The sequence below is a fragment of the Exiguobacterium sp. SH1S21 genome (assembly GCF_004337175.1).
GTDB lineage: Bacteria > Bacillota > Bacilli > Exiguobacteriales > Exiguobacteriaceae > Exiguobacterium > Exiguobacterium aurantiacum_A.
Genome location: NZ_SJUY01000010.1, coordinates 68,695 through 94,731 on the forward strand (window position 1 = coordinate 68,695; position 26,037 = coordinate 94,731).

27 protein-coding genes are annotated in these 26,037 nt (G+C 51.6%); 12 read left to right on the forward strand and 15 right to left on the reverse strand.

The genetic code is table 11. The features are described from left to right. The first annotated feature begins 95 nt into the window (after positions 1 to 95). Entirely contained in the window at positions 96 to 1,394 is a 1,299-nt protein-coding gene (locus tag EVJ24_RS13045; RefSeq protein WP_131441601.1) for an ammonium transporter, read from the forward strand. Between the two features lie 45 nt (positions 1,395 to 1,439). Here the strand turns inward: EVJ24_RS13045 and EVJ24_RS13050 are convergent, their stop codons facing one another. Further along, the gene (locus tag EVJ24_RS13050) at positions 1,440 to 2,570 is read right to left on the reverse strand and encodes an ABC transporter permease (RefSeq protein WP_131441602.1); all 1,131 of its coding nucleotides are present in this window, start codon (positions 2,568 to 2,570) and stop codon (positions 1,440 to 1,442) included. After that, positions 2,567 to 3,304 carry an ABC transporter ATP-binding protein gene (locus EVJ24_RS13055; RefSeq protein ID WP_131441603.1) on the reverse strand — a complete coding sequence of 246 codons (738 nt, stop codon included), beginning with the start codon at positions 3,302 to 3,304 and terminating at the stop codon, positions 2,567 to 2,569. The genes EVJ24_RS13050 and EVJ24_RS13055 overlap by 4 nt, the downstream gene beginning before the upstream one ends. Positions 3,305 to 3,472: 168 nt before the next feature. On the opposite strand from EVJ24_RS13055, the gene EVJ24_RS13060 reads away from it, so the two are divergent. Next, positions 3,473 to 3,727, forward strand: coding sequence for a GlsB/YeaQ/YmgE family stress response membrane protein (locus tag EVJ24_RS13060; RefSeq protein WP_070327866.1), 255 nt, complete (start codon positions 3,473 to 3,475; stop codon positions 3,725 to 3,727). 50 nt (positions 3,728 to 3,777) lie between these two features. Here EVJ24_RS13060 and EVJ24_RS13065 read toward each other — a convergent pair whose 3' ends face one another. Beyond that, positions 3,778 to 4,830 carry a hypothetical protein gene (locus EVJ24_RS13065; RefSeq protein ID WP_131441604.1) on the reverse strand — a complete coding sequence of 351 codons (1,053 nt, stop codon included), beginning with the start codon at positions 4,828 to 4,830 and terminating at the stop codon, positions 3,778 to 3,780. A 132-nt stretch (positions 4,831 to 4,962) separates the two neighbouring features. On the opposite strand from EVJ24_RS13065, the gene EVJ24_RS13070 reads away from it, so the two are divergent. Further along, positions 4,963 to 5,391, forward strand: coding sequence for an HIT family protein (locus EVJ24_RS13070; protein WP_131441620.1), 429 nt, complete (start codon positions 4,963 to 4,965; stop codon positions 5,389 to 5,391). Positions 5,392 to 5,443: 52 nt separating this feature from the next. On the opposite strand, the gene EVJ24_RS13075 is transcribed toward EVJ24_RS13070, so the two are convergent. Beyond that, complete coding sequence (locus EVJ24_RS13075) at positions 5,444 to 5,779, reverse strand: hypothetical protein (protein ID WP_070327869.1); 336 nt, start codon at positions 5,777 to 5,779, stop codon at positions 5,444 to 5,446. Between the two features lie 168 nt (positions 5,780 to 5,947). Between EVJ24_RS13075 and EVJ24_RS13080 the strand changes: the two genes are divergently transcribed. Together EVJ24_RS13080 and EVJ24_RS13085 are read left to right on the forward strand one after the other, a co-directional pair. After that, a complete protein-coding gene (locus tag EVJ24_RS13080; RefSeq protein ID WP_233589624.1) occupies positions 5,948 to 6,304 on the forward strand; it encodes a hypothetical protein in 357 nt (118 codons plus the stop codon). Positions 6,305 to 6,364: 60 nt separating this feature from the next. Beyond that, a complete protein-coding gene (locus EVJ24_RS13085) occupies positions 6,365 to 6,928 on the forward strand; it encodes an HTH-type transcriptional regulator Hpr (protein WP_070327870.1) in 564 nt (187 codons plus the stop codon). Here the strand turns inward: EVJ24_RS13085 and EVJ24_RS13090 are convergent. Beyond that, the gene (locus EVJ24_RS13090) at positions 6,915 to 7,259 is read right to left on the reverse strand and encodes a DUF1878 family protein (RefSeq protein WP_083274001.1); all 345 of its coding nucleotides are present in this window, start codon (positions 7,257 to 7,259) and stop codon (positions 6,915 to 6,917) included. The genes EVJ24_RS13085 and EVJ24_RS13090 overlap by 14 nt on opposite strands. Positions 7,260 to 7,401: 142 nt before the next feature. Here EVJ24_RS13090 and EVJ24_RS13095 point away from each other — a divergent pair, with 142 nt between their 5' ends. Next, positions 7,402 to 8,403, forward strand: coding sequence for a peptidylprolyl isomerase (locus EVJ24_RS13095; protein ID WP_131441605.1), 1,002 nt, complete (start codon positions 7,402 to 7,404; stop codon positions 8,401 to 8,403). Between the two features lie 37 nt (positions 8,404 to 8,440). Here the strand turns inward: EVJ24_RS13095 and EVJ24_RS13100 are convergent, their stop codons facing one another. Next, the gene (locus EVJ24_RS13100) at positions 8,441 to 9,400 is read right to left on the reverse strand and encodes an HD domain-containing protein (protein ID WP_071399212.1); all 960 of its coding nucleotides are present in this window, start codon (positions 9,398 to 9,400) and stop codon (positions 8,441 to 8,443) included. 83 nt (positions 9,401 to 9,483) lie between these two features. On the opposite strand from EVJ24_RS13100, the gene EVJ24_RS13105 reads away from it, so the two are divergent. From EVJ24_RS13105 to EVJ24_RS13115, 3 genes are read left to right on the forward strand one after another with little or no spacing between them, the layout of a single operon-like run. Continuing rightward, the gene (locus EVJ24_RS13105) at positions 9,484 to 10,395 is read left to right on the forward strand and encodes a magnesium transporter CorA family protein (protein ID WP_131441606.1); all 912 of its coding nucleotides are present in this window, start codon (positions 9,484 to 9,486) and stop codon (positions 10,393 to 10,395) included. 60 nt (positions 10,396 to 10,455) lie between these two features. Beyond that, on the forward strand, positions 10,456 to 11,547 hold the full coding sequence (gene dinB / locus EVJ24_RS13110; protein ID WP_236637662.1) for a DNA polymerase IV: 1,092 nt from the start codon (positions 10,456 to 10,458) through the stop codon (positions 11,545 to 11,547). A 45-nt stretch (positions 11,548 to 11,592) separates the two neighbouring features. Continuing rightward, positions 11,593 to 11,805, forward strand: coding sequence for a YhzD family protein (locus EVJ24_RS13115; RefSeq protein WP_236637667.1), 213 nt, complete (start codon positions 11,593 to 11,595; stop codon positions 11,803 to 11,805). Positions 11,806 to 11,837: 32 nt separating this feature from the next. Here EVJ24_RS13115 and EVJ24_RS13120 read toward each other — a convergent pair whose 3' ends face one another. From EVJ24_RS13120 to EVJ24_RS13135, 4 genes are all read right to left on the reverse strand, one after another. After that, a complete protein-coding gene (locus EVJ24_RS13120; protein WP_131441609.1) occupies positions 11,838 to 12,314 on the reverse strand; it encodes a hypothetical protein in 477 nt (158 codons plus the stop codon). 61 nt (positions 12,315 to 12,375) lie between these two features. After that, positions 12,376 to 14,151, reverse strand: coding sequence for an SLC13 family permease (locus tag EVJ24_RS13125; protein ID WP_236637663.1), 1,776 nt, complete (start codon positions 14,149 to 14,151; stop codon positions 12,376 to 12,378). Between the two features lie 130 nt (positions 14,152 to 14,281). Beyond that, on the reverse strand, positions 14,282 to 14,653 hold the full coding sequence (locus tag EVJ24_RS13130) for a YlbF family regulator (RefSeq protein ID WP_016510204.1): 372 nt from the start codon (positions 14,651 to 14,653) through the stop codon (positions 14,282 to 14,284). Between the two features lie 37 nt (positions 14,654 to 14,690). Then, complete coding sequence (locus EVJ24_RS13135; protein ID WP_131441622.1) at positions 14,691 to 15,782, reverse strand: DUF445 domain-containing protein; 1,092 nt, start codon at positions 15,780 to 15,782, stop codon at positions 14,691 to 14,693. Between the two features lie 75 nt (positions 15,783 to 15,857). Between EVJ24_RS13135 and EVJ24_RS13140 the strand changes: the two genes are divergently transcribed. Then, positions 15,858 to 16,709, forward strand: a complete 852-nt coding sequence (locus tag EVJ24_RS13140; protein ID WP_071399207.1) for a PucR family transcriptional regulator — start codon at positions 15,858 to 15,860, stop codon at positions 16,707 to 16,709. Positions 16,710 to 16,813: 104 nt separating this feature from the next. Continuing rightward, a complete protein-coding gene (locus tag EVJ24_RS13145; protein WP_070327880.1) occupies positions 16,814 to 17,914 on the forward strand; it encodes an ABC transporter ATP-binding protein in 1,101 nt (366 codons plus the stop codon). 42 nt (positions 17,915 to 17,956) lie between these two features. Here EVJ24_RS13145 and EVJ24_RS13150 read toward each other — a convergent pair whose 3' ends face one another. From EVJ24_RS13150 to EVJ24_RS13160, 3 genes are all read right to left on the reverse strand, one after another. Beyond that, a complete protein-coding gene (locus EVJ24_RS13150; protein ID WP_016510211.1) occupies positions 17,957 to 18,607 on the reverse strand; it encodes an amino acid ABC transporter permease in 651 nt (216 codons plus the stop codon). Beyond that, entirely contained in the window at positions 18,604 to 19,362 is a 759-nt protein-coding gene (locus tag EVJ24_RS13155; protein WP_071399206.1) for a transporter substrate-binding domain-containing protein, read from the reverse strand. Before EVJ24_RS13155 ends, EVJ24_RS13150 begins: the two co-directional genes overlap by 4 nt. 126 nt (positions 19,363 to 19,488) lie before the next feature. Continuing rightward, entirely contained in the window at positions 19,489 to 21,216 is a 1,728-nt protein-coding gene (locus EVJ24_RS13160) for a phospho-sugar mutase (protein ID WP_131441611.1), read from the reverse strand. 97 nt (positions 21,217 to 21,313) lie between these two features. Between EVJ24_RS13160 and EVJ24_RS13165 the strand changes: the two genes are divergently transcribed. Then, complete coding sequence (locus tag EVJ24_RS13165) at positions 21,314 to 22,132, forward strand: sulfurtransferase (RefSeq protein ID WP_236637666.1); 819 nt, start codon at positions 21,314 to 21,316, stop codon at positions 22,130 to 22,132. A 13-nt stretch (positions 22,133 to 22,145) separates the two neighbouring features. Here EVJ24_RS13165 and EVJ24_RS13170 read toward each other — a convergent pair whose 3' ends face one another. Together EVJ24_RS13170 and glgA are read right to left on the reverse strand one after the other, a co-directional pair. Further along, complete coding sequence (locus EVJ24_RS13170) at positions 22,146 to 24,578, reverse strand: glycogen/starch/alpha-glucan phosphorylase (protein ID WP_071399203.1); 2,433 nt, start codon at positions 24,576 to 24,578, stop codon at positions 22,146 to 22,148. A 22-nt stretch (positions 24,579 to 24,600) separates the two neighbouring features. Further along, positions 24,601 to 26,034, reverse strand: a complete 1,434-nt coding sequence (gene glgA, locus EVJ24_RS13175; protein ID WP_131441612.1) for a glycogen synthase GlgA — start codon at positions 26,032 to 26,034, stop codon at positions 24,601 to 24,603. Between the last annotated feature and the right edge of the window lie 3 nt (positions 26,035 to 26,037).

Here is a 26,037-nt window from a genome sequence, read left to right on the forward strand (position 1 = left end):
CAGATAATCTGACAAATTGCAATCCACCCCGTTCATTTCGTCTTAAACTGAAACCAACTTTTGAAATCACACTTGCTAAAAGGAGGAATCGCAACATGGAAGAAATTATGTATTATATGGACACGCTGTTCGTACTCATCGCTGCACTGCTCGTCTTGACGATGCAACTTGGTTTCGGCTTACTCGAGACCGGGACGCTCCGAGCTAAAAACGCCGGGCATGTCGCTGTCAAACAAATCATCAGCCTCTCTGTGGCGGCACTCGCCTTTTGGGCCGTCGGGTTCGGCCTCTCATTCGGGGATGGTACCCGCTGGTTCGGGACTGAAGGATTCTTTTTGAACGGATCGTTCACGAGCCTCGACTGGGCCAACGTCTCGCTCGACATTAAATTCTTGTTCCAATTGTCATTCGTCGCCGTTGCGCTCGCAATCGCTTGGGGCGGATTTGCGGAACGGGCTAAACTGTCGGCTTACGTCTTATTCGGTATCTTCTTCGTCGCCGTTCTCTATCCGATCGTCGCTCGCTCGGTTTGGGCGGGTGGACTCCTCGGCTCAATGGGGATGCAAGACTTCGCAGGCTCAGCTGTCGTCCATCTTCAAGGTGGGATGGCCGCCCTTATGGCGACGATCATCTTGAAACCACGACGGAAAACAGAATCACTCGCCGGTCATAACCACGTCTTGACGGTCGTCGGCGGACTCGTCCTTTGGCTCTGTTGGTTCGGATTCAACGCGGGATCGACGATGTCGGTCGCTGACGGATTCTTCGGTTATGTCGCACTTACGACGATGCTCGCTACGGCTGCCGGTGCGCTCGGCGCGCTCGCAATTGTCATGATCCACAAGAAGACGGCTGATATCCCTTCAGTCGTCAACGGTGTCCTCGGGGCGCTCGTCGCCATCACTGCTGCATGTGCCTTTGTCGAACCATGGGCCGCTGTCGTCATCGGCGCCCTCGCTTCCATCGCAACATACGGCACGAGCATCCTCATGGCGAAATATATCGATGACCCACTCTGTGCCTTCTCGGTCCACGGTGTCGCTGGCATCATTGGAACACTCGCACTCGGGTTCTTCGCATCACCGCGTCTCGTCGAGATCACCGGCATCGGTTCGGCCGGCCTCTTCTATGGTGGCGGCTTGTCACAACTCGGCGTCCAAGCGCTTGGTGTCTTGATTGCAATGGTCATCGCCGGAGGCGGAAGCTACGCCTTCTTAAAACTGCTCGACGTGACGATCGGTCTCCGTGTCACTGAGGAGCAAGAAGACGTCGGACTCGATATCGCCGAGCACGGTGTATCGGCGTACGGTGAAATCGATTCGGAAACTGACACTCCGGCTCGTCTGCCGAAGATTCTCGGCTCGAGCGTGTCGGTCATGTCACCAAAAAAATAACAGCAGTTCAAAGGGACACCCTCCACGCGGAAGGGTGTCCCTTATTCATTTCAACCGCCCTAAATAGTAACGGATGACGAGATAGCCGAGCACGACTCCCGCGACCGCGTCAACTCTAGCACCGAAAGCGACCGACCCGAGCGTCAGGACGACCAACTGACCAATCAGTAAGCGGTTCATCCACCATTTGTAACCCGCCAACCGTTCAAGACGCGTGATTGGCAACCATGAAGCGATCGACATCGTATCGAGTCGTTTGAAGAGCGGCACGAGTTGGAGTGCGGTCAAACCGACGAACAGCGGGACGACCAAGCCGACATACCAGCCACCCGACAACCACATGACGATGAACGCCACGACAGAAAGGCGGAACACGAGGTCGAGCGAGTCTTTCGAACGGATGACGCGTAAGCCATAGACATAACGCGCGGCATCCGCGCGTCTGAGCACCGAACGCTCGAGCGCTCGCACGATGACACTTCTCTCCTTCACTTCTTCCCGCATCGCCGGCAAGTCGACGAACCAACTGATGACACGGTCGAACTGCGCCTTGCTCTTCTGCTCGAGCGTGAGCCAATCAAGGAGCGGGATGCGGTCGTGTCGTCTTAGATGAAGCAAGACAAGCGCGACAAGCGCCGGCACCGGCGTCAATAACGGGACACCGAAAATCATGATGACTCCACTCGCGAGCGCACTGAAGAGCACCACGTTTGAGACCAGTTCGAGCTTTGCGAGTCGACCCGCTGCCGAAAGCAACACGCTCGCTGCGACGATGGCGCCTACTTCTGCCGGCGTGAGCGCTTGCGTCCGGACGATGAGCGGCAAGACGACGAGCATGGCGACGAGCGCCCGAACGCTCGCGAACACGACGTTGAACAGACGGATCCCGTTCATATACGAACGGATATCACCGAGCTCTGGCAACAAAAACACTTGATCCGCTTCTTGAAGCAACGTCCGCGGCCGATGCCCGAGTGGCAAGAGCAAGAACACGAGCGCGACGACCCATTCGCTCGGAAACGCCGGGTCGAGTTCGTTTAAAAATTGATTGTAGACGAACCCTCCGTAAATGAGCGTGAAGTAGAGCGTGAACAAGAGACCCCCGTTCGCCACATAGCGGCTATACTTCACGACTTCTTCCATCCAACTACTGAACCGAGCGTTAAACACCCTCATTTTGCCCGCTCCTCGGCCTCGATCGCCTCGACATAAATGTCATCGAGCGTCGCGTCAGGACGGAGCGCATATTTTTCACGCAACTGCGCTGCCGTACCGGTCGCGATCACGACTCCTTGATGGAGAAACACGAACCGGTCACAGTGACGTTCCGCCGTCTCGAGGATGTGCGTCGACATGAGAATCGCACACTCTTGTTTATACTCATCAAACAGGCGGAGCAGTTGACGTATTGCCAGCGGATCGAGACCGACGAACGGTTCGTCGACGATCAAGAGCGGCGTCTTCGTCACGAGCGCGCTCAGGATCATTGCTTTTTGGCGCATCCCTTTCGAGAAGACGGATGGGAACCAGTCCAACTGTTTCTCCATGCGCATGTCGCGGGCCAATCGTTCCGTCCGCATCTCGAGGTCACGGCTATCGATCTCGTACGCTTTCCCCATCAACAACAAATGTTCACGTAACGTCAACGTGTCATACAAAATCGGTGTCTCAGGAATATAACTTATTTTCTTGCGATAATTTTTTTCGGACGATTGCAAAGTTTCTCCGTCGACTTCGACTGATCCCGAAATCGGTTCAAGCAATCCTAAAATATGTTTGATCGTCGTCGATTTCCCGGCACCGTTTAGCCCTATCAGCCCAACGAGCTCACCTTTTTTTACTTCAAACGAAACATCATGTAGCACTTGTTTACCTATATAACCGCCGTTCAAGTGTTCGACGTGTAACATGAAAACTCCACCCCTTATTTTCAACTTTTTTTTGTGATATATGTTTTAAAAATTGTCCCATGGGAATATTCTCTACTGTAAGGCATTTTAAAAACTTATTCATCACTTCCATTGTTCCATAAAATTGTTATTGAGAACAATGGACAAAACAGAGAGGAGAATGTTTGCATGGGTTTTATTCTTTATTTGATCGTCGGAGGTATCATCGGTTGGTTAGCAGGTCTTATTTTAGGTAAAGACGTACCAGGTGGCGTTATCGGTAACATCATCGCTGGTATCATTGGTGCTTGGCTTGGTGGATTGATCTTCCCTGATTTCGGACCAATCATCGCTGACATCGCGATTATTCCAGCACTTCTTGGTGCGATTATCTTGATCTTGATCGTATCGTTCGTTATGAAATCAATGAACAAAAAGCGCTAATCAAGTGCTACAAAAACGGGACCCTCGACACGAGGGTCCCGTTTTTCCGTTCAACTTAACAGTAAATACATCGCCCCGTCGCGTTCGATGAAGCGTTTATCCGTTTCTAAACCGAGCAACGTGAAAATCGATTCGAACAGCGAGCGATCGTAACGCCACTCGATCCCAAGCTCTGTCTCGATTCGTTCATTCGGTTCACCGAGGAGGGCGACCATATCGTCCGTCCGTTTGTCCAAATCGATGTCAATTTGGTTCACTTTCTTTTTAACAAATGTCACGTCCATGCCGTCATACCGCCACACGTCGCCGTCCCGTTCAAGCGGTTCACCGAGCTGTTCGACGACCGTTTTCTCCCGCTTGTTCATAACCGACTCAATCGTGTCAAGCGAATGCCCGGTCCTCGCCTCGACTTCAATCTCGATCAGCTCGACCCGCTCGATATCGAACTGACCGGCAATCGTCTCGTTCGCTTCGGGCTGTAGCGCGAAAGCGAGCTGTTCCTCCCGAACGAGCGTCACCGTCTCCGTTCGCGTGACGGTCTCCCCGTTCACGACCGCGACGGCTTTGACGTCGTACCGGCCTGGCATCCGCTCGACCGTCAAGCTGTCGCCCGCCGCATCAATCCGGCCTACTTGCGTCCCATCGACCCATATGTTCGTCAATGGCACGTCTGACGTCGCAACGAACGTTTGCGGCAACAGCTCAATCCGATAATCCGCAAAGCCGAACCGGCCGTCTCCCGTATCAAGCAAGCGGAACAACCCGACTGACTCCATACCTTGACGTTCATCGGCGCGGTCCGCCGCCACCTCAGAGATCGCCTCACCTCGAATCGACTTCTCTTCGTTCAGCCAACGCATGAACCGGAGTGCCTCGGCACGCGTAAGCGGCTCAGTCTCATATTCAACCGTCTGCTCAAAGAAAGCGACGTCTTCCGTCAACAGAGCCTCTTTAAATCGAACGTGGATTTGCGCGTTCGCCTCCGCCGGCTTATAGCCCCATATATAGATTGCACCCGTCGCTAAGACGAGCAAAACGGCTAGGACGATGACGAGGCGAATCTTGCGCTGCCTTGTCGTCTTCTTCGATCGTTCATAAGCCATTCTCTCCACTCCTATCACTTTCTCTTGTCCTTCTATTGTAGGATGACGTGAGAACGAGGACAATCATCCTTTCGCCTGAACTTCCGTGTTATGATGAAATCGATCAGTCATTTCATGAATGGAGGAAATACGATGCATACCGATGCCAATTGTATCTTTTGTAAAATCGTCAACAACGACATCCCTTCTTACAAGGTGTACGAAGATGATGACGTCGTCGCTTTTCTCGACATTTCCCAAGTGACGAAAGGCCACACCCTCGTCATCCCGAAACATCATGCCAAAAACATTTACGAACTACCGAGCGACGTCGCAAGTGACGTCTTTAAAGCAGTCCCGGGAATCGCGAGCGCGATTCAACGCGAAACGGGCGCGATCGGGATGAACGTCCTCTCGAACGCCGAACAAATCGCCGGTCAGACGGTGTACCATTTCCATATTCACTTGCTCCCGCGCTACGGCCACGAAGACGGCTTCGACGCGAAATGGGAAACCCATAACGATGCGTACACGCCAGAAGAAATGAACACGCTCGCGGCTCAAATCAAACAACGTGTTTGAACGAAACAAGCGGACCAGACTCCTCCGAGAGCCTGGTCCGCTTTCTTGTGTGTCATGACGAGTTGATCGAATTGAAGTGCCGCTTCCGCTCTTCTTCAATTTGTGCCCGTTCTATTTGCAATTTGATCGCCTGCTCATACAGTTGCTGACGAGATTTGACAGACTCCGCTTGTTCGAACTCTTTTCTTAATACATTTAGACGGGTATCGATTTCAAAAAGTCGCTTTTCAAGCAAAGTTTGTTTACGCGTCTGTTCGTTCTGTTCTGACGCTTCGTATCCCGCCTCGAGTGCTTCCATTATTTTATGTGCCCAAGGGTCATCTCCCAGTTGTTTCGCCGCGTTGTACAAGTCTAGCATGTCATCAAACCAACGCTTTTGCTTGTCCACTGGAGGTCACCTTCCTTTGACCTCATTTTAAAATAAAATGATTTTTCGGTCAAAATTGAATGTTCTGAAAAATTTTATTTGAGATATAGGTTTTTAATCTCTCTTTTTTGGTAAAATAATATGAAAAGAATGTATTCTAGCATTATCGTGCTTGAGGAGGGGAATGTATTGTCGAGTCACAATCGTCGCGAGTGGGTTGCTTTTGGCTTTGTCGTAGCGTTTTTAGGCGTGGCGACAGTGAAAAAGATTGCTCGTGGAACAGCCAACGATGCCGCATCGAATCAGCATCGGGCGTCTACAATCACTACGTTGAAAGAACAATTCCAAAAAGTTGCCAAAGATGCTTCACAAGTGGTGGCGGCTGGTAAGTTACAAGGCAAAGAATTGACGGATCAAGTGAAAGCCGAGGTCGAACGCTACCAACAAGACATTCAGCCTTCAATCGAGCAGATCCAAGGAAACCTAAACGAGCTTTCAAACGTACAGTCAGATATGACCGAAGCGAAAGCGAAGAAGACCGACTGACCGGTCTTTAGGCATCGTCCGTCGTTTTAGTCACTTTGTATCCGGAAAGGATGAATTGAGATGGAACATGAAAAAGAATTCTCTGGCCCTGAGGCCATGCTCTATAGTCATAAAATCATTCAGCTCAGTAAAGCATTGTGGAAGACGGTCGAAAAAGACTGGCAGAACTGGATCAAGCCTTTCGATTTGAACATAAACGAGCATCATATTTTATGGATCGCCCACGCGCTCGGTGGCGCCTCAATCTCTGAGATTGCGAAATATGGCGTGATGCACGTATCGACCGCGTTCAACTTTTCGAAAAAATTAGAAGATCGTGGTCTCCTCACGTTCTCTAAAAAAGAAACGGACAAACGTAATACTTATGTACAGTTGACGCCTGAAGGCGAAGCACTCTTGCTCGAAACGATTCATGCGTTCGACCCTGAAGAGAACGGTGTGTTCCGTGCCTCGCTCCCGTTGCAGGAGTTATATGGGAAGTTCCCGGACTTGACGGACATCACGGCCATCGTCCGCCGCCTGTACGGCGACAACTTTATGGACATCTTCGCTGAAACATCAAAAATGATTTCTGAAGAGGCCGGACGTCGTCCCGAAGATGACGAGCTGACTAAAGAAGCTTAACGTGCGCGTAAAGGGGCTCTGTGATTTCGAGAGCGATCCCTTGCTTGACGCACGCCGCCAAGATGACCCCAGGGTCTAACGACGGATGCAACATCCCGACGAAACTGACGAGCAAAGGCTCTACGGACGACAAGCCGTAACGCCTTTGCTCGTTTTGTTGATTGTTGATTTCGTCGAGCAGTTTATAGAAGTCAGCAACTTCTTCCTTCGTCAAGTTTGCTTTGATGACTTCATATTCAAACGGCCGACTCGACCAATCGACTAGTCCGAGCAACAGCTCCATCTGAAAAGACAACTGATTAACTTTCTCTTCTAGCGACACGTTTCCCACCCCATCATTTCACATTCTCTTTCATCATTATACGACACGTTTCTGTGCTATGATACTACACAGGTAATCGAACAGCTGTCATGATTAACAAAATGTGGTATAGTCGAACATAGAAACTTATAGATTTTTAGGGGTGGAATATATGTCAAACGGAATGACGAATGAACCAAACAAACAAAACAAAAAGTTTTCAACTGGTGCCCTTGTCGGCGCATCGGCAATCGCGCTTCTCATCGGTGCAGGTGGTACGTACGCTGCAACGAGCGGCGGATCTTCTGACAACTCAGCAGTTGTCTCATTCGAAGGTGGCGAAATCACGCGCGGTGAAATCGCGGACATGAGCTACGACCGTATGGTCCCACAACTCGCTTTCCAAGAAACGATGAACGCACTTCTTGAAAAAGAGTATGGCGACAAAGTCGAGCAAGAGAAAGTCGACGAAGAGTTCAGCAAGACGGAAGAGCAGTTCAATTCGAAAGAAGAGTTCGAACAAGCGATCCAACAGGCTGGCATGACAAATACGGATGAGTTCAAAGAGGCACTCCGCGGCCAGATGCTAGTCGATGCTGCAAAGTCTGAACTCGTAGACGTGACGGACGAAGAAATTGAAGCACAATTCGCCAAAGAGAACATTGAAGTCAAGGCGAGCCACATCCTCGTCGAGACTGAAGAAGAAGCGCAAGCCATCATCAAAGAAATCAACGATGGCGCTGATTTCGCAGACGTTGCGAAAGAAAAATCGACAGACACTGGTTCAGGCGAAAAAGGCGGCGACCTCGGTTACTTCTCAGCCGGCGCTATGGTTCCTGAATTCGAGGAATACGCGTTCCAAGAAGATGTCGTCGGTAAAGTCTCAGAGCCGATCCAATCACAATTTGGATTCCACGTCATCAAAGTCGTTGACCGTAAAGAGAAAGACCTCAAACTCGAAGATGAGAAAGACCGCATCCGTGAAGAAGTGGCAACTGAAAAGGCAGCTTCAATCGACGCCAACAAAATCTACGCTGAGTTGATCGAAAAATACAACGTTGACGTGAAAGACGCGAAAGCCTCAACACAGTTCGACGCAGTAAAAGACGCACTCAAAGCGGAAGAAGAAGGAACATCAGAAGAAGCACCGGCTGAAGAGTCGACAGAACAATAAGCAACAGGCAGGCGTCCCGCGGGATGCCTGCCTTTTCTTATAATTTCGGTTTGTAAAACGCCCGGTTATCAAGCGCCATGACCCGTTCTGTGAACGTTCCTGGCTCAACACCTTCGAACGCCTTATCGAACATGTTCATCCGGGCATCGATGTTATCGATGAAGAATAGCATTTCTGCCTCCGGAAGTTGCGGCGCGTTCGCCGAGCCCCATTCCGGCTTCCCGTGATGACTCAAGACGAGATGTTGTAACAACGTCGTGACTTCGCGGTCGGTCCCGAGCTCGCGGGCTACGACTTCGATTTCGGACGACATGAGCGACAAATGGCCGAGCAGCTTGCCTTCGAGCGTATATTCCGGAGTAATCGCGTCCGACAGCTCGATGACTTTCGCCAAATCGTGCAAGACGACACCTGAGACGAGCAAGTCACGGTTCAACTGCGGATACAAGTCACACATCGTTCCAGCAAGCTTGAGCATCGACATGACGTGGAACGCGAGACCTGAATAGACCGCATGATGATGACGCACCGCCGCCGGATACGTGAAATACGTCTCTTCGTTTCGGTCGACAATCGTCGTCACGAGTTCCCGCATACCCTCGTGACTGATTGCGTCGATATACGCCCGGATCGTCGTCTCGAGCTCCGACCTCGGAATCGGCGCAGAGCGGACGTAAGGGGCGATGTCCGTCTCCCCTTCGATGATCGAGATCTGCTTCAGTTTGAGTTGCGTCCGGCCCCGATAATCCATGACTTCTCCTGAGGCGTGGACGATCTTTTTCGTCCCGTACTTCTCGGTATCGGCGCTATCCCACACCTTCGTCTCGATTTCGCCGCTCTCATCGCATAAAACGAGCGTCAGATAAGGCTTCCCGTTCCCGGCGAGCCCTCGATATGATTGTTTGATCATTACATATTGGTTTAACGTGTCGCCCACTTTGAGCTGACCGATTTTAGTCGTCAATGAAAGCACCTCTCTTCTCGTCAGTACTTCCATCTTAACGAAAGTTCGCATGAGATGCCAACTTTCTCGGTAAATGGGGAATACTTGAGGAGAAAGAGAAATTGGGGGAATACGAGATGAACTGGACTTGGTACACACGACCTGAGGAAATCGTACACATTGATGACTACTATACGGAAGCGTACACGTATTGGCTTGAACAAATGACGACGGCCAAAGTGACAAAAATTATTGTTGAGCAGGACTATATGTATGGTTCGCTTACGCTTGACTATGAGCAGATCGAACGGGAACCGCAGAAAATCGGTCACTATTTCGTGACGCGCGACTTTTTGTGGACGATCGGGTTTGATGATCTGTATTGCGATAGCGTCGCAGCGAAACAATATGCCACACCGATTGAAGCGTTCTATGACCTGCTCGCCGAAAAGATGGATTATTATTTCCACGGGATCGATGAATACGAGGAACGTCTGATGATGGCACAGCGTCAAATGAGCGGTCAAGTTCCGCCTGAATTCATGAACGAAATATTTGGGCTGCGGAGCGAGATTGAACGCTGGTCGGATACGGTCGTCCCATATCGCGAGTTGCTGATGGCGGGCCGGGAAGCGTTTTTAGATATCGATTTAAATGAACTGAAATCTTATCGCCTCGCTGAGTATCGTGTCGACCGACTGCTGACGTTGATCGAACACTACCAAGGCGATGTCATCGCCTTGACCGACCTCGCCTCGACGCTGTCAAATTTCCGTGGCAACGAGATCATGAAGGCGTTGACCGTCTTCACGGCGCTGACGACACCGGTCGTCGCCTTCGGTGCCGTCTGGGGCATGAACTTTAAACAGATGCCAGAACTCGAATGGCCGCTCGGCTATCTGTTCGCTTGGGTCATGATCGTTCTCTTCACGGGCTTAGTTTACGCTTGGTTAAAACAAAAAAATTGGATTGGGTCTCTGTTACAATTCCCGAATCAAATCCGTAACCAAAAACAAATGGAAAAACAGCGGAAGAGAACAAAACAGTAAAAAAACGAACAAAAGTTCGCTATAATGAAAGGAGTCGATTGAAACAGAAAGGAGATGCCGATGGAACGTTTAATCATACATGTCGATATGGATGCGTTCTATGCATCCGTCGAACAACGAGACCGCCCTCACTTGCGAAATAAGCCCGTCGTCGTCGGTGGCGCCCCCCACAGCCGTGGAGTGGTCGCCACCTGTTCGTATGAGGCGAGGAAATACGGCGTGCATAGCGCCATGTCGTCACGCCGGGCGTTCGCACTGTGCCCGCAAGCGACATTCGTCAAGCCGCGCTTTCAGGCGTATCGGCAAGTGAGCCAAGACGTGATGGAGATCTTCAAGTCCGTGACGCCATTTGTCGAGCCGCTATCGCTCGATGAAGCGTACCTCGACGTCACCGAGAACTCACTCATGAGCACGTCGGCGCCTTACGTGGCGCGCTACATTCTCGGTGAGATCAAACGCCGGACCGGACTGACCGCTTCCGCCGGCGTCGCTCCGTCCAAGTTCGTCGCCAAAATCGCCTCCGGGTTCGACAAACCGAACGGCCTCACTATCGTCGCCGCGGACGAAGTCGAGTCGTTCCTCGCCCCGCTGTCAATCACGGCGATGCACGGTGTCGGGAAAGTGACTGCTCAAATCCTCTTCAAACATGGCTTTGAAACGATTGCCGACATCCAGCAATCGCGACCAGAACAGTTGAAGGCCATCCTCGGCCATGATCGTGGCGTCCAGTTATACGAACTCGCCCACGGACGTGACAGCCGTCCCGTCGTACCGACCCGTGAACGCAAGTCAATCGGTTCGGAGACGACGTTCGCCTTTGACCTCGACGACCCGGAGGAAGTGTATGAGCGCGTCATGCCTGAGATTGAAGACGTGTTGCAGCAGCTCGACCGCCGTGAATTGAGTTGTCAAACTGTGACGATCAAAATCAAAACAAGCGAGTTTCAAGCACGCAGTCACCAAATCAAGCTGAACCATCCGACCCATGACCATGATGAGATCAAACGGCTTGCCCGACGCTTGTTCGACGAGATGTCAATCAACGAGCCGGTTCGTCTGATCGGCATGACCGTCTCCGATTTGATTCCCCGAACGGAGACGGCCCGTCAGCTCACGTTCGACGAACTGACGAAACCATCGCTTGAAGAATGAATGGTGATTCAGTACAATGGAAGAAAAGGGGGGATCCGTTTGAACATGTACACAGTCACTGCGTTCGAGAATGACGGCACGATTTTACTTAACGATTCATTCGAGGCAGCGAACGACGAAGACGGAAAAGCGACAGGGCTAGCGATGCTCCATGAGGCCGGTCACGACCATAAAGGGGCGCGCATCGTCCGCCAAGGGCAACTCATCTATTTCGAACGGTGCAAACTTCCTGGAAAACTAAAAGGCACTTCCTCATAACAGAAGCGCCCCGGGAACCCCGAGGCGCTTGTTTATTCGCTATATTTAGTCTCCCATTGTTCGCGCCACGTCCAATAATCGGGATGTAGCTCTTCCGACGTTTTGCCGTCTAGCGAATACGAACTGCCGACGAGCGGCTCGGCCGAATCCGGGAACGACGTACCGCCGATGATTTCACCGTCCACCATCATCACAAAGACGTTCGCCTGACCGAGCGGATGGTTGCGGACGATAAAATGCTCTTGCCGAATGTTGCGTCCGATGTATTCATCCGGAGGCGTCGTCTGGACTTCCCACGTACTACGAGTCGGCAGCTCAAGCAAATCCGATTTCTCAAAGCTCGACGTTCGATTCCCTTTATAAGAGACAACCTCATAACCTTGCTCTTCTAAATACGCCTCGGCCATTTTGACGTCCGCCCCTAGCGTCGGCTCCGGCTTCTCACTCGCATCTGAACAGGCCGCGAGCAAGACGACCGCCAACAAGATGCCGATTCGTTTCCACATCATCTGTCCACCTCATCAGTTCATTGTTGATAACTTATTCGTCAACTAACAAAAATTTCCTCTTTCAGAATGGGAAGAGAAATAAAATCGAAAAAATCGCGACGACCGCGACAATCAATTGTAGCGGCAAACCAACTTTAACGAAATCGAAAAAGCGATAGCCGCCGATACTGAACACCATAGCGTTCGTCGGTGAGCCGAACGGCGTCATAAACGCGAGTGATGCCGCAACCGCGACGGCGACGACGAGCGGCACCGGACTGACTTCGAGTGACGCGGCGAGCGATAAGGCGAGCGGTGCGAACAAGACGGCCGTCGCCGTATTGGAGATGATTTGACTGAGCACCATCGTCGCGACGAAGATGGCGACAAGCACCCAGACCGGACCAGCGCGTCCGAACGACTCACTGATCCATGTGACGAGCCAGGTCATGACACCCGCATTTTCGAGTGCGGTCCCGACTGGAATCATGGCGGCGATCAACAGGAGCGACGACCATTGGACCGACTCGTAGGCAACGTCCATATGCCGGACCGCTCCCGTCAGCACCATCGCGATGGCCGCGAGCCAAACGGCAACGGTCGGGTCGACCCATTCGAAGACGAGGAGCACGATCATGACGAGCATGATGAGACCGGCCGCGAGTTGATGGCGCTCGGACACAGCTCGGTTGGCGACATCGGTCACGCGCTCGTTCGCGAGCAACAAGTGTGTCTCGTCACCCGCTTTTTCTAAATCGCCCCACTCGCCTTGGGCCACGAGCATATCGCCTCGCTCTAACGGGACATCTTTCAACCGTGTCATCGCAATTTCTTCGTTCGGGCGGATGACTTGAAGCACGTTCAAGCGGTAGTCATTCCGCAACCGACTCTCCGAGAGACAGTGACCGATGAGCGGGCTATCAGACGGGACGGTGAAAATAGCGACGCCTGACTCTTTCCCGTAGACATCTTTCAGCTCCATCGGTTCAACGATCACCCCTTCTTGACGGGCGACACGTCGAACATCCGCTTCTGCCCCGCTAACGAGGACACGTCCCTCATAGAGCACCGTATCGGCTCGGGCCGTGACGAGTCGATGCGCGAGCCCTTTTCGCTTTTCGCCGAGGACGATCAAACCGTCACGTGACCACTTCACATCTCGGAGCCTTTTCCCGACGAGCGGATGACCTTTCGTGAGCGTGAGCGCGTAGATGTTCAACTCGGGCATCGGCAGACGGGCGACGATGACCGAACGAACCTCGCCCGCATCGAGCAGCCGGTTCCCGATGACATAAAAGTAGAGCAGCCCGACGACGGCGGCGGCGAACCCGATCGGTAGTAGCGAGAAGAAACCGAGCGTCCCGCCTGAGGCACCGCGGAGCGCCTCTGCGGCGACAAGGTTCGGTGGGGTGCCGATGAGTGTCATCGTCCCGCCGATGCTTGAAAAGAACGCGAGCGGCATTAACAGTTTTGCCGGATTCGTACCCGTTTGTCTCGACATGGCGAGAACGACCGGGATCAAGAGCGCGACCGTCCCCGTGTTCGACATGAGACTCGATAGAAACGTCACGGTGACCATCAGAACGAGAAATAGACGCACCTCACTCCCTTTCGCATAAGGAATGAGCCCAGCGCCAAGCCGTTCGGCGAGCCCTGTATGAAACAGGCCCGCTCCGACGATGAATAATCCGGCGATCATCAAGACGACCGGATTCGAAAAACCTGCCATCGCCTCGACAGGCGACAGTTGTTGCGTCAATACGAGCGCGACTAACCCGACGAGTGCGACGAGATCGGCCCGCAACCAGCCCCCGATGAAAAAGATGATCATGACCGCTAATATGAACAAGGTGACCATGACGCCCACCCTCTCTTGTGAATTGATATACAAGGTTATTATACACCATAATATGTAAGCGCTATCATAATGAATTTGACAAGTCGGTCAACAAAAAAAACGGATGGCTCGAAAGCCATCCGCACAGGTGTTATTGAACTTCGTTTTCATTAACCATCGGAGCGTATAGCTCTTCAAGTGGTTTCATGATAATTTTTGTCACTTCTGTGACCAGTTGATGCATGCGTTGCTCTTCTTGCATGAGCTCCATGATCAATTCGTTCTGTTGAACGCTCATCATTTTCGTTTGAGCATCCATCATCTCTTGTTCTGAGATTTCTTCGCCTTGCATTTGCTTTTGCTGAAGCGTCATTTGGATATCACGGAAGTCAGCGAACAACTGGTTCGCTTCTGCATCCGCATTGACACGATCGTATAATGAAGAGAGATTTGTGAACTCCTCAGATTCGCGAAGTGCTTTTTCCAATTGGTTAGCATGATCGTACAAGTTTGTTTGTGACATGTGACGTCCTCCTAAATACTATTAGGGCCGTGGCCGATCAAACGATGGCAATCAACCCTTGAATCAAACCAATCATACCACCTAACAGCGCCCCAAGCCATGTTATTGCCCGGAACTCCCGTTTCGAGATCGATAAGACGATCTCCTCGAGGTACGACGTATCGAGCGATTGGACTTGCTCTTGCACAATTTGATCGATTTTCAGACGGTCCATCACCGTCTCCATTTGATTGGTGAACCGCTCGATGACGAGCTGAACCCCGTTCGGGACGAGATCGTCGACGATGCGCGTCTCGACGTCTCGTGTATACGAATAGACGGTCCGGTCGAGCAATTCGCCGATCGGGAGACGGGTGATGACTTCTGTCGTCACCCCATCGATCAATCGGTCTTCTAATCGCTCATCTAAGAGTGTGTCGACCGTACGCTCACTGAACCGTTCGAACTCGCGCGTGATCATCGTCGCCATTCCAGACCGAGTCGACCCGCCACGTAAAATGTTGACAATCTCCGGGCGAATCATCTCGACGAAGTTCATATTTTGAATGAACCCGGCGATAAAACCGAGCCGGCGTTGGACGAACGAGTCGACCATATACCGCAGCTGAGCCTCTCCTTCCGCCGAATAGAAATACTCTTCTGATTTGACGAGTATCGCATCGACGATTTCTGGGATCACGTCACGGACACGGTCCATCCCGTCCTCACCGAGCAGTTCGTACAGCTTGCGTGACTTGACGTCAGCGAGCACGAGCCGGAGCTCTTGACGGAGTTTCGTGTCCGCTTCCGTCAACACACGCGACTCGGCGTCCGGATAAAGCGGTTCGACTAGTGTACGGATCGTCTTGTCCGAACGGAGCATCGTCCGGACTTCCTCTTGGACGAAATAGGTGATGTGGCCGCTCACTTGTTCGTCGAGCAGGCGCTTGCGCATCCCTTCAGGCGTCAACAAGTGTTTCACGACCGTCTTGCCGAGACTCGTCGCCAATTCGTCGCGGCGTTTCGGAATCAACCCCGGTGTGAACGGTACTCGGACTTTTCCGATGTACTTTGGCTCGTGGGGCCGAAATAACATTTTGATGGCGAGGAAGTTCGTCACTCCCCCGATTGTCGCCCCAATGGCGATCATGATGAATATTTTTAGTAGACTATCCAAACTGCCTGCCCCCGTTCTGAAATATGATACATTGTTGAAGAGGTGATTGTGTTGACTACGTTTGATCGTATTAAATCGATTTTCCCGACCGTTGTCCATCGGTCGGAAGACGCATCCGGAGACTATGCTTGGTATCAAGCACATGACGGGACCGTGTTCGGCTTGCCAAAAAGCGAGTTGAACGAGCGTGAACGGCAACTGCTCGAATGGTCGGCGACACCGTTTTTGACGACCGCCGACCCCCGTCAAGAAAAATGGCAAAACCGCCTGCTCACCGATTCGTATCGGATCGCGCAACCGTTCCGTCTGTTGTCGCTATCGCTCCACTATCAAGAAAGGGAATCGCTCGAGCAATTTTTAGAGATATTACACGACTTCATGCCAGAAGCGGAGATTGTCGTCATGACGCGACATCACGTTGAAATCATTGAGATGAACCAACTCGTCGACTTGTCTGATTTCGAGGACGTATTGCGTGCCGGCGCGAGCGACTGCTACGTCGAAGCGCACGTCATCTTTAGTGAGCGGCCGCTCGGTGTGTTGGGGACGCTTTACCATCAACACATGACGTTGCGCCCGTTCGCGAAACTCCCTACTAAAACTTACCCTGCTAGTCAATTATTATACCATTACTTGCTACAAGACCATGAGACTTTTGCCACACGTCTCCAATTGACAGAGGCGGCGTATTCGATACTCGATAAGACGAGCGTCGAATTGTTAGAGGCGCTGTTCGCAAACTCGCTGAACGTGTCCCATACGGCGAAAGCGCTGTTCATGCATCGGAACACGCTCAATTACCGGCTCGATCGGCTCTATGAACTGACAGGATATGACGCTCGTCAGTTTTATGATGCGAGTTTACTCCAACTGATTGTCACGTTGCACAAATCTGAGTAACTGTTTTTGTGCAACGTGTACATATCTCGTGCAAGCGGTTTCATCGTATAATCAATCTTGTAAGCGCTATTATACAAGAACACATTCTCAGGAGGCTAACGACAATGGCAGAAATTCAATTGAATCACATTGATAAAATATACGACGGTGGTGACGGGAAAGCCGTCAGCGACTTCAACTTGCACATTAAAGACCGGGAGTTCATCGTTTTCGTCGGACCGTCTGGTTGCGGTAAATCGACAACACTTCGCATGATTGCAGGACTCGAAGAAATCTCGAGCGGCGACTTCATCATCGACGGCAAACGCATGAACGACGTGGCGCCGAAAGACCGCGACATCGCGATGGTCTTCCAAAACTATGCCCTCTACCCGCACATGAGCGTCTATGACAACATGGCATTCGGTTTGAAGCTTCGGAAGTTCCCGAAAGAAGAGATCGACCGTCGCGTCCAAGATGCGGCTCGTATCCTCGGACTTGAAGAATACCTCCAACGTAAACCGAAGGCACTCTCAGGTGGTCAGCGCCAACGTGTCGCCATCGGTCGTGCCATCGTCCGTGATGCAAAAGTGTTCTTGATGGATGAGCCGCTCTCAAACTTGGATGCAAAACTTCGCGTACAAATGCGTAAAGAGATCATCCAGTTGCACAACCGTCTCGATACGACGACGATCTACGTTACCCATGACCAAACAGAAGCGATGACACTCGCGACTCGTATCGTCATCATGAAAGACGGGATCATCCAACAAGTTGGTTCGCCGAAAGAAGTATACGACAACCCAGATAACATCTTCGTTGCCGGCTTCATCGGTTCGCCTTCGATGAACTTCTTCCGCGGAACACTCGCAGACGGCAAGTTCGTCGTGAACGGCGAAGAAATCAACGTGCCTGAAGGCAAGATGAAAGGTCTTCGCGACCGCGGTTACATCGGTAAAGAGCTCATCCTCGGGATTCGTCCAGAATCAATTCACGATGAGCCGATCTACATCGACTCTCCGACAACACACACGTTCCAAACACACATCGATGTATCTGAACTCATGGGTGCCGAGTCTTACCTTTACGCCGAGCTCGGTGGACACCAGTTCACGGCCCGCATCGACGGCCGCTCGAACATCCGCATGGGTGACGACGTAGAACTCGCGCTCGACATGACGAAAGCACACTTCTTCGACTCTGAAACAGAGCTCGTCATCCGTTAATACAAAATCCCCTCGATTCTTGGAATCGAGGGGATTTTTCGTTTAGCGGGTCGCATAGCGACGTTCGAGCCGATGCTGCCCCGCTTGAATAAGTGTCGACAAGATCCAATAGATCGAGGCCGAGAATAAGAGGAGCGGCATGACCAAATAGGTTGTCGCTGCAATCTGGTCTGAGACGTACGTCAACTCCTGCACGGCGATGACCGACCCGAGCGACGTCGACTTGATGATATCAATCACCGAGTTCGACACCGGTGGGATGGCACGTGATAACGCTTGTGGGAAGATAATGTCTTTAAAACGTTTCGCCCGCGGGATCCCGAGGGCGACACTCGCCTCGACTTGTCCGCGATCGACCGAATTGATGGCTGCCCGGAACGCCTCCGAGATATAAGCCGCAAAGTGCAGACCCAATCCGAAGATGAGCGCCTGCATCCCACTCAGTTGGACGAACCCGGTCAACCCGACGTACAAGATGAGCAGTTGCAAGAGCAGTGGCGTGCCCCGGAAGAACGAGGTATACGTCCGAGTGAACAACCGCAACACTTTGATTGGACTGCTGTAAAGTAACGCGATGATCAGACCGAGCACCAAGGCGAGGATAATCGACAGGATACTGGCGATCAACGTCAATTGTACGGCTTCGATATAGGCCGAACGGTTCTCGATGACGGTCGTGATCAGTTCATTCATTGACTGATGTCCTCACCGAAGTACTTATCACCGATTTCAGCCATCGTTCCGTCTTCTTTCATTTCAGCAAGCGCTTCGTTCAACTGATCGAGCACGTCGCTGTCTTGGCGTGTCATGTACCCCGCCTCGCTCTTGTTGAAGACGTCACCGACCGCTTTCACGTCGTAGCCTGTCTTCTCGAGCTCCGTCAAGATGAAGAGACGGTCGTTGAGTGCTGCGTCGAGACGTCCGACTTGAAGGTCTTGGAGCACTTGGTTCGCACCTTTATAAAACTTCACTTCTGCGCCAGCTTCTTCAGCCATCTGGGCGTAGACCGATCCTTGTGTCGAACCAACGACTTTGCCGTCAAGGTCGTCGATGCCTTGGATGTCTTCGTTATCTGAAGCAACGATGACTTGTGCACCTGACACCGCATACGTATCCGAGAACGCATACTTCTCTTCACGCTCCGGTGTGATACTCATTTGGTTCGCAATCATATCGATGCGTTCCGCGTCGAGTGCCGGGACGAGTCCTTTGAAGTCCATCGGCTCATACTCGACCGTATAGCCGGCACGCTCTGCCGCTTCGTTCAACACGTCGATGTCATACCCTGTGATTTCACCTTTATCTTTGTATGTGAATGGCGGGTATGTCGCTTCCGTCCCGACTGTGATGACTGTTTCTTCAGATCCACTGTCCGTCTCTGTACCGCAAGCTGCGAGCACCCCGAACGATGCGCCGATTGCGAGAACTGCCGTTAATGATTTTTTCATGTGATTTCCGCCTTCCTGATAATCCTTATATGATTACATGGTTTTGAGCAATATACTCATCATACTGACGAGGTTAAAAGAAGTCAAACAAAAACCACCGCTCCCAGTTGAGCGGTGGTACACTAGTCAGTCGATTGCTTTTGCTTGCTTCATAACGTCTCGTTCAATCGCTTCACGTTTCGCCGTCGTCGTCTCGGCACTATCCGCGTGAACACTGAAATAGAACTTGATCTTTGGCTCTGTGCCAGACGGGCGAAGGCAGAACCACGATCCGTCCTCGAAGACGAATTTGAGCACGTTCGAAGACGGCAAGTCGATGTCCTCGCTCGTATTTTGACGAAGGTCGGTCGCGACTTGCAGCTTGTAATCCTCGAAGCGGACGACTTCGTAGCCGGCAACTTCTTGCGGCGGGTTGGCACGGAACGATTCCATCATCCGGCCGATTTGTTCAAGCCCGGCTTTCCCTTTCAACGTCATCGATTGAAGCGATTCCTCATAAAAGCCATACTTCTCATAAATCGCTTGGAGCGCGTCATACAACGTTCGTCCCTGCTGCTTATGGAAAGCTGCCATCTCGGCACCGAGCACGCACGCCTGGACAGCGTCTTTATCACGGCAGAAGTCACCGATCAAATAGCCGTAGCTCTCTTCGTAGCCGAACAAGAACTCGTACTCGCCTGACTCCTCGTACTGTTTGATCTTCTCACCGATGAATTTAAAGCCGGTGAGCGTGTTCTCGAGATGCACGCCATACGCTTTGGCGATGGCTGCCCCAAGCTCGGACGTGACGATCGTTTTCGCGACGAATCCGTTCGCTGGCAGCGTACCGGTCTCGACTTTTTGCGATAGGATGTAATCCATCAAGAGCGCTCCGGTCTGGTTCCCTGTCAAGACGAACCATTCCCCGTCGCGGTCACGCACGGTGAAGCCGACGCGGTCAGCGTCCGGGTCGGTCGCCATGAGCAAATCAGCGCTGACACGGTCACCATATTCCATCGCCAGCTTGAACGCCGCCCGCTCTTCCGGGTTCGGAGAACTGACCGTCGGGAACGCGCCGTCTGGTTCGGCTTGCTCTTCGACGATCGTGACATGGTCAAACCCATACGCCTTGAGTCCTTCCATGACCGGTCGGCGACCCGTCCCGTGAAGGGGCGAGAAGACGATTTTGAGGGCGTCTGTTGGGACGTCCTTATGAATTCGAATCGATTGAAGAGCTTCCATGTAAGCCGCATCGACAGACCCATCGACGTTAACGAGTGTCCCGTCGGCGCGGAGCGTTGCTTCGTCTTGGACCGGGATGCTTAACTCGTCCTCGATCGCGTTGACGTAAGACACGAGCTCGTCTGCCTCGGCCGGCGGTAGTTGCCCGCCGTCGGCGCCATATACTTTGAAGCCGTTATACTCAGGCGGGTTATGACTCGCCGTGATGACGACTCCTCCAAACGCACCTAGGTGTCTGACGGCGAATGACAGTTCTGGCGTTGCCCGTAAGCTCGGGAACAAGTAAGTCTTGATCCCGTTCGATGCAAACGTCCGTGCCGCCTCGAGCGCGAATTCAGGTGAGTAGTGACGTGGATCATGGGCGATGACGACTCCGTGCCGTTTCGCTTCCTCGCCTGACGCCGAAATAAAGTCGGCAAACCCTTGCGCCGCTTTACGAATCGTATAGACGTTCATTCGATTGGCACCTGGTCCGATCTCACCGCGCATACCACCCGTTCCGAATTCAAGCGTCTTATAAAACGCCTCTTCGAGTGTCGTCTCATTTTGTGCCATCTCGTCTAATTCGGTCCGAAGATAAGGTTCAAGTTCCTCATATTGATTCCAACGCTCATATGTTTGTTGCCATGCCATGGTCAATTCCCCTTTCGACGTTCAAATTCAATCGAAGTACTCGCCAATTTGTTCCATCTTGTATACGATGGGAGTAACGAAACTTCGAGGTGATACTATGTTTCCAACTATGCGTGCCCAAGAATTGAAACAAATCGTCCATACGGACTCAATCCGATTTATTGATTGCCGCTATTCATTGAACGACGCTTCATACGGAAAATACGTGTACCGCCAAGGACATCTCCCGAATGCCGTCCATCTCGACTTGATGGAAGACTTGTCAGGCCCTGTGTCCGTTCACGGCGGACGTCACCCGCTCCCGTCAAAAGAAGCGTGGACGGAGACGCTCCGACGCATCGGCATCCAAAAGGACGACTTGATCATTATTTACGACGACGGTTTCCCATACGCCGCACGTGCTTGGTGGTTATTCAAGTGGGCCGGCCATGAGCGCGTCATCGTGCTCGAAGGCGGAATTCAGGCCGGCATCACTTACTGTGGTGAGACAACGACCGAGGTTCCGACGTACCCTACTTCGACATACGTCCCTGATTTCCACGACGATATGATCGCCACAATCGAAGACGTGCGCGCCGCAACAACAACAGGCGGCCTGTATGACTCAAGAACGGCCGACCGTTACGACGGAAGCCACGAACCGATCGATAAAAAAGCCGGGCATATCCCGAACGCCCTGCTTTGCCCATACGTAGACGCCGTCACGGAGCTCGGGACGCTTCAAGACTTTCACGATTTGCGCGAACTTTACGCCAACGTGCTTGATGTCCCGAACCCGATCTTTTATTGCGGCAGCGGCGTCACCGCTTGCGTGAACATTTTGGCATTGCATGCGCTCGGTAAAGACGATGTCCGTCTCTATCCCGGTTCATACTCTGACTGGATCAGTTATCCAGAAAATAAGGTCCACCCATAACGGGTGGATTTTTTTATTTCACACTCGTCGGCTTGATGTTCCAAACCGCGTTCGCATATTCCGTGATTGTGCGGTCGCTCGAGAAAATACCAGACTTGGCCGTATTGACGATTGAACTTTCCGCCCAACGCGCCTTATCTGCGAACACTTCATCGACGCGTCGCTGTGCCTGCATATAGGACATAAAGTCTTTCAAGACGAGGAAATCATCGTTATAGACGAGAAGCGAATCAAAGATCGCTTGGAACTGATATTCTCCGACTTTATCGAACGTCCCATTGACGAGACCGTCGACGACGTTACGTACTTCGGTGTTGGCATGATAAATGTCGGCCGCATGATACCCGCCGAATTTTTTATAGTTCATGACTTCTTGCGGCGTCAATCCGAAAATGAAGATATGGTCATCACCGACCGCATCGCGAATCTCGATGTTCGCCCCGTCAAGCGTACCGATTGTGAGCGCTCCGTTCATCATGAACTTCATGTTTCCGGTTCCTGACGCCTCGTAGCTCGCCGTCGAAATCTGTTCACTAACATCCGAGCCCGGGAAGATCCGTTCTGCCATCGAGACGCGGTAGTTCTCAAGGAACACGATCTTGATGAACTGACTCGCCCGTTTGTCGTTGTTAATCATCGACGCGAGGGCATTGATGTAGCGAATGACTTCTTTCGCGTAATAATAACCTGGCGCCGCTTTCGCTCCGAAGATGAACGTTCGTGGAACCATCGTGAACGTCGGGTCTGTTTGAATCTTTTGATAGAGCGCGTGAATATGCATCGCGTTCATGAGCTGACGCTTATACGCATGCAGACGTTTGACTTGAACATCGAAAATCGAGTTCGGGTCGACACTGATTCCCGTCTCATCTTGAATGTAAGCCGCTAAGTCGAGTTTATTTTGTTGTTTCACTTCCATCACTTGCTCCTGGAAGCTCGTATCTTTCGAGACGTCCATCAACTTCTCAAGATCGTTCGGATGCTCGATCCATGACGGACCGATTGCGTCAGTGATCAAGTTCGACAGACGCGGATTTGATTTCAAGAGCCAACGGCGATGCGTGATGCCGTTCGTCTTGTTATTGAAACGAAGCGGGAACATTTCGTACAAGTGGCGCATCTCGCGTTGTTTTAAAATATCTGTATGAATACGGGCGACCCCGTTCGTCGAATGTGACCCGACGACGGCAAGGTTTGCCATATTAATGTAATTGTTCGAGACGATCGCAATCTCACCCATATGCGGTTCAAGGTGTGGATAATTGACGAGCACGTCTTTACAGAACCGGGTATTAATCTCATTAATGATTTGATAGATTCGTGGTAATAGACGCTCGTACATCTCGACCGGCCACTTTTCAAGCGCCTCGGCGAGAAGTGTATGGTTTGTGAACGACATGACACTCTTCGTCACGCGCCACGCCTCATCCCAGCTATACCCGTGATCATCCATCAAAATCCGCATCAGTTCAGGGATCGCGACGACCGGGTGGGTATCGTTAATGTGGACTGCGTAGTAGTCACCTAAATGTTTGAGTGATTTGTTGTGTCGCAAGTAAGACGCAATCATCGATTGGACACCCGCTGACACGAAGAAGTACTGTTGTTTCAAACGGAGCACTTTACCTTCATACGTCGTGTCATCCGGATAGAGGAACTCTGAAATTGTCGCAATCGACTGTTTGTGTTTCAACAAGTCTTTGTACGACCCTTTCGTGCGTTCCATATACTCTTCGTCATCAAATGGCGACTCTGCGTTCCAAAGCCGGAGCGTGTTCACGACGTCGTTCTTGTAACCGATGACCGGCATATCGTATGGAACGGCGCGGACGACTTCGTCTGGGTGATGAACGACACGGAGACGGTCTCCAATCTGCTTCATCTCGATCCAGCCCCCAAAATTTACGTCAACGGCACGATCGGCGCGACGCGTCTCCCACATATTCCCATTACGGAGCCAGTTATCCGGCAACTCGACTTGATAGCCATCGACGATTTTTTGTTTGAACAAACCGTAACGATAACGAATCCCGTTACCGTGACCGGGCAGACTGAGCGCGGCAAGTGAATCGAGGAAACAAGCGGCTAGACGGCCGAGGCCGCCGTTACCGAGTCCAGGTTCCGGCTCGAACTCCGTGATTTCCGTGAAATCAAAACCGAGTTCTTCAAGCCCTTCTTGGACAACTTCTAAAACGTCCATACTGAGTAAGTTGTTATAGAGGAAACGGCCTAATAAAAACTCGAGTGAGAAATAAATGACTTGCTTGCTCTGTTTGGCTTCTTGCTTGTCGCGTGTGTTGATCCATTTCGGAATCGCTTGTTCACGCACCATCGTTGCCAACGTTTGATACACTTCCTGCTCGGTCCCTTCATCGAACGATTTCCCATTTAAGGCGACGAATCTTTCTTGAAACGAAGTGACGAAGCTCTGTTTATCTGTAAACATATATGTGTAAATCTCCTTCCAGTCATGCGAATAGGTGATATAACTCACGGTATTGCTTAGCGGATTGTTTCCAGCTGAAGTCCGAAGTCATCGCTTGATGGACGAGCGCATTCCAAGTGTTATCCTCGTAGAAAACACGAATTGATTTTTCAATCGTCGCGAGCATCTCGTGAGCGTTGTAGTTCAAGAAACCGAATCCAGTCCCTTCTTGCGTGTAATCATTGTAAGGTTTGACCGTGTCTCGAAGTCCGCCTGTCTCACGAACGATCGGAAGTGTTCCATAACGCATCGAGATCAATTGGCTAAGGCCGCACGGTTCGAATCGAGATGGCATCAAGAAGGCGTCTGATCCCGCATAAATCAAGTGGGCCAGTTCGATATCGAACCCAATGTAAGAACCGATTTTCCCAGGGTGGGCTGCCGTCATCTCATGGACAATCGCCTCATATTCAGGTTGACCCGATCCAAGGAAGACGAACTGACAGTCCAAATTCCCCAACTCATGGTTCACCGCATGAATCAAATCGAGACCTTTTTGCTCGACGAGACGACTCACAAATCCGATCAACATGATATCATCACGCACTTCGAGACCGTACCGTTCTTGAAGCATGCGTTTGTTGGCAAGCTTTCCTTCTTTGAAAGTGTCGAGATCATACGTTTGTGCGATTCGTTTGTCCGTGCTCGGGTCGTTCGTCGCCAAATCGAGACCGTTCAAGATGCCGCGGACGTCGACGGCACGGTGGCGTAGTGCCGCATCTAAACCTTCGCCGTAGTAAGGTTCCATGATCTCATCGCGATAAGACGGACTCACCGTCGTGATTTGGTCGGAATGGACGATGCCGGCCTTCATGTAATTGACGAGGCCGTTATGTTGGATGCCCTCTGCCGTGAAATGCTCGTGCCCAAACTGCAGCAGTTCACCGAGCACAGCTTCTGGGAAAATCCCTTGGTATTGCAGGTTATGGATAGTAAAGACCGTTCGAATCTTTTGGTACGCTTCGATGTGTTGATAATGGATTCGTAGAAACGCCGGAACGACACCCGTCTGCCAATCGTGGCAGTGCAACACGTCCGGCACTTCTTCAATCTGTCCGATCATCTCAAGGACGGCCCGGGAGAAAAAGGCGAATCGTTCTGCATCATCGTAATGACCGTAGAGCACGCCTTCGCGATTAAAATAGTACTCGTTATCGATAAAGTAATACGTGATCCCGTCGCGCTCTAACTTCAAGACGGCCCCGAACTGCTTACGCCAGCCGACCGGGACGATCAAATCGAATAAATATTCCATCTCATCGACATATTCTTGCGCAATCGAGCCGTACTTCGGCATTACGACACTGACATCTTCACCGAGGCTAGACACCGCTTGAGGGAGCGAGCCAATCACATCGGCAAGCCCCCCCGTTTTCATGAACGGTGCCGCTTCTGAAGCGACATACCATATTTTCATAAT

Coding starts and splice junctions, on each gene's coding strand:
- EVJ24_RS13045 (WP_131441601.1), top strand. CDS start 96: ATGGAAGAAATTATGTATTATATGGACACGCTGTTCGTACTCATCGCT.
- EVJ24_RS13050 (WP_131441602.1), bottom strand. CDS start 2,570: ATGAGGGTGTTTAACGCTCGGTTCAGTAGTTGGATGGAAGAAGTCGTG.
- EVJ24_RS13055 (WP_131441603.1), bottom strand. CDS start 3,304: ATGTTACACGTCGAACACTTGAACGGCGGTTATATAGGTAAACAAGTG.
- EVJ24_RS13060 (WP_070327866.1), top strand. CDS start 3,473: ATGGGTTTTATTCTTTATTTGATCGTCGGAGGTATCATCGGTTGGTTA.
- EVJ24_RS13065 (WP_131441604.1), bottom strand. CDS start 4,830: ATGGCTTATGAACGATCGAAGAAGACGACAAGGCAGCGCAAGATTCGC.
- EVJ24_RS13070 (WP_131441620.1), top strand. CDS start 4,963: ATGCATACCGATGCCAATTGTATCTTTTGTAAAATCGTCAACAACGAC.
- EVJ24_RS13085 (WP_070327870.1), top strand. CDS start 6,365: ATGGAACATGAAAAAGAATTCTCTGGCCCTGAGGCCATGCTCTATAGT.
- EVJ24_RS13095 (WP_131441605.1), top strand. CDS start 7,402: ATGTCAAACGGAATGACGAATGAACCAAACAAACAAAACAAAAAGTTT.
- EVJ24_RS13100 (WP_071399212.1), bottom strand. CDS start 9,400: ATGGAAGTACTGACGAGAAGAGAGGTGCTTTCATTGACGACTAAAATC.
- EVJ24_RS13105 (WP_131441606.1), top strand. CDS start 9,484: ATGAACTGGACTTGGTACACACGACCTGAGGAAATCGTACACATTGAT.
- dinB (WP_236637662.1), top strand. CDS start 10,456: ATGGAACGTTTAATCATACATGTCGATATGGATGCGTTCTATGCATCC.
- EVJ24_RS13115 (WP_236637667.1), top strand. CDS start 11,593: ATGTACACAGTCACTGCGTTCGAGAATGACGGCACGATTTTACTTAAC.
- EVJ24_RS13120 (WP_131441609.1), bottom strand. CDS start 12,314: ATGATGTGGAAACGAATCGGCATCTTGTTGGCGGTCGTCTTGCTCGCG.
- EVJ24_RS13125 (WP_236637663.1), bottom strand. CDS start 14,151: ATGGTCACCTTGTTCATATTAGCGGTCATGATCATCTTTTTCATCGGG.
- EVJ24_RS13130 (WP_016510204.1), bottom strand. CDS start 14,653: ATGTCACAAACAAACTTGTACGATCATGCTAACCAATTGGAAAAAGCA.
- EVJ24_RS13135 (WP_131441622.1), bottom strand. CDS start 15,782: ATGATCGCCATTGGGGCGACAATCGGGGGAGTGACGAACTTCCTCGCC.
- EVJ24_RS13145 (WP_070327880.1), top strand. CDS start 16,814: ATGGCAGAAATTCAATTGAATCACATTGATAAAATATACGACGGTGGT.
- EVJ24_RS13150 (WP_016510211.1), bottom strand. CDS start 18,607: ATGAATGAACTGATCACGACCGTCATCGAGAACCGTTCGGCCTATATC.
- EVJ24_RS13155 (WP_071399206.1), bottom strand. CDS start 19,362: ATGAAAAAATCATTAACGGCAGTTCTCGCAATCGGCGCATCGTTCGGG.
- EVJ24_RS13160 (WP_131441611.1), bottom strand. CDS start 21,216: ATGGCATGGCAACAAACATATGAGCGTTGGAATCAATATGAGGAACTT.
- EVJ24_RS13165 (WP_236637666.1), top strand. CDS start 21,314: ATGTTTCCAACTATGCGTGCCCAAGAATTGAAACAAATCGTCCATACG.
- EVJ24_RS13170 (WP_071399203.1), bottom strand. CDS start 24,578: ATGTTTACAGATAAACAGAGCTTCGTCACTTCGTTTCAAGAAAGATTC.
- glgA (WP_131441612.1), bottom strand. CDS start 26,034: ATGAAAATATGGTATGTCGCTTCAGAAGCGGCACCGTTCATGAAAACG.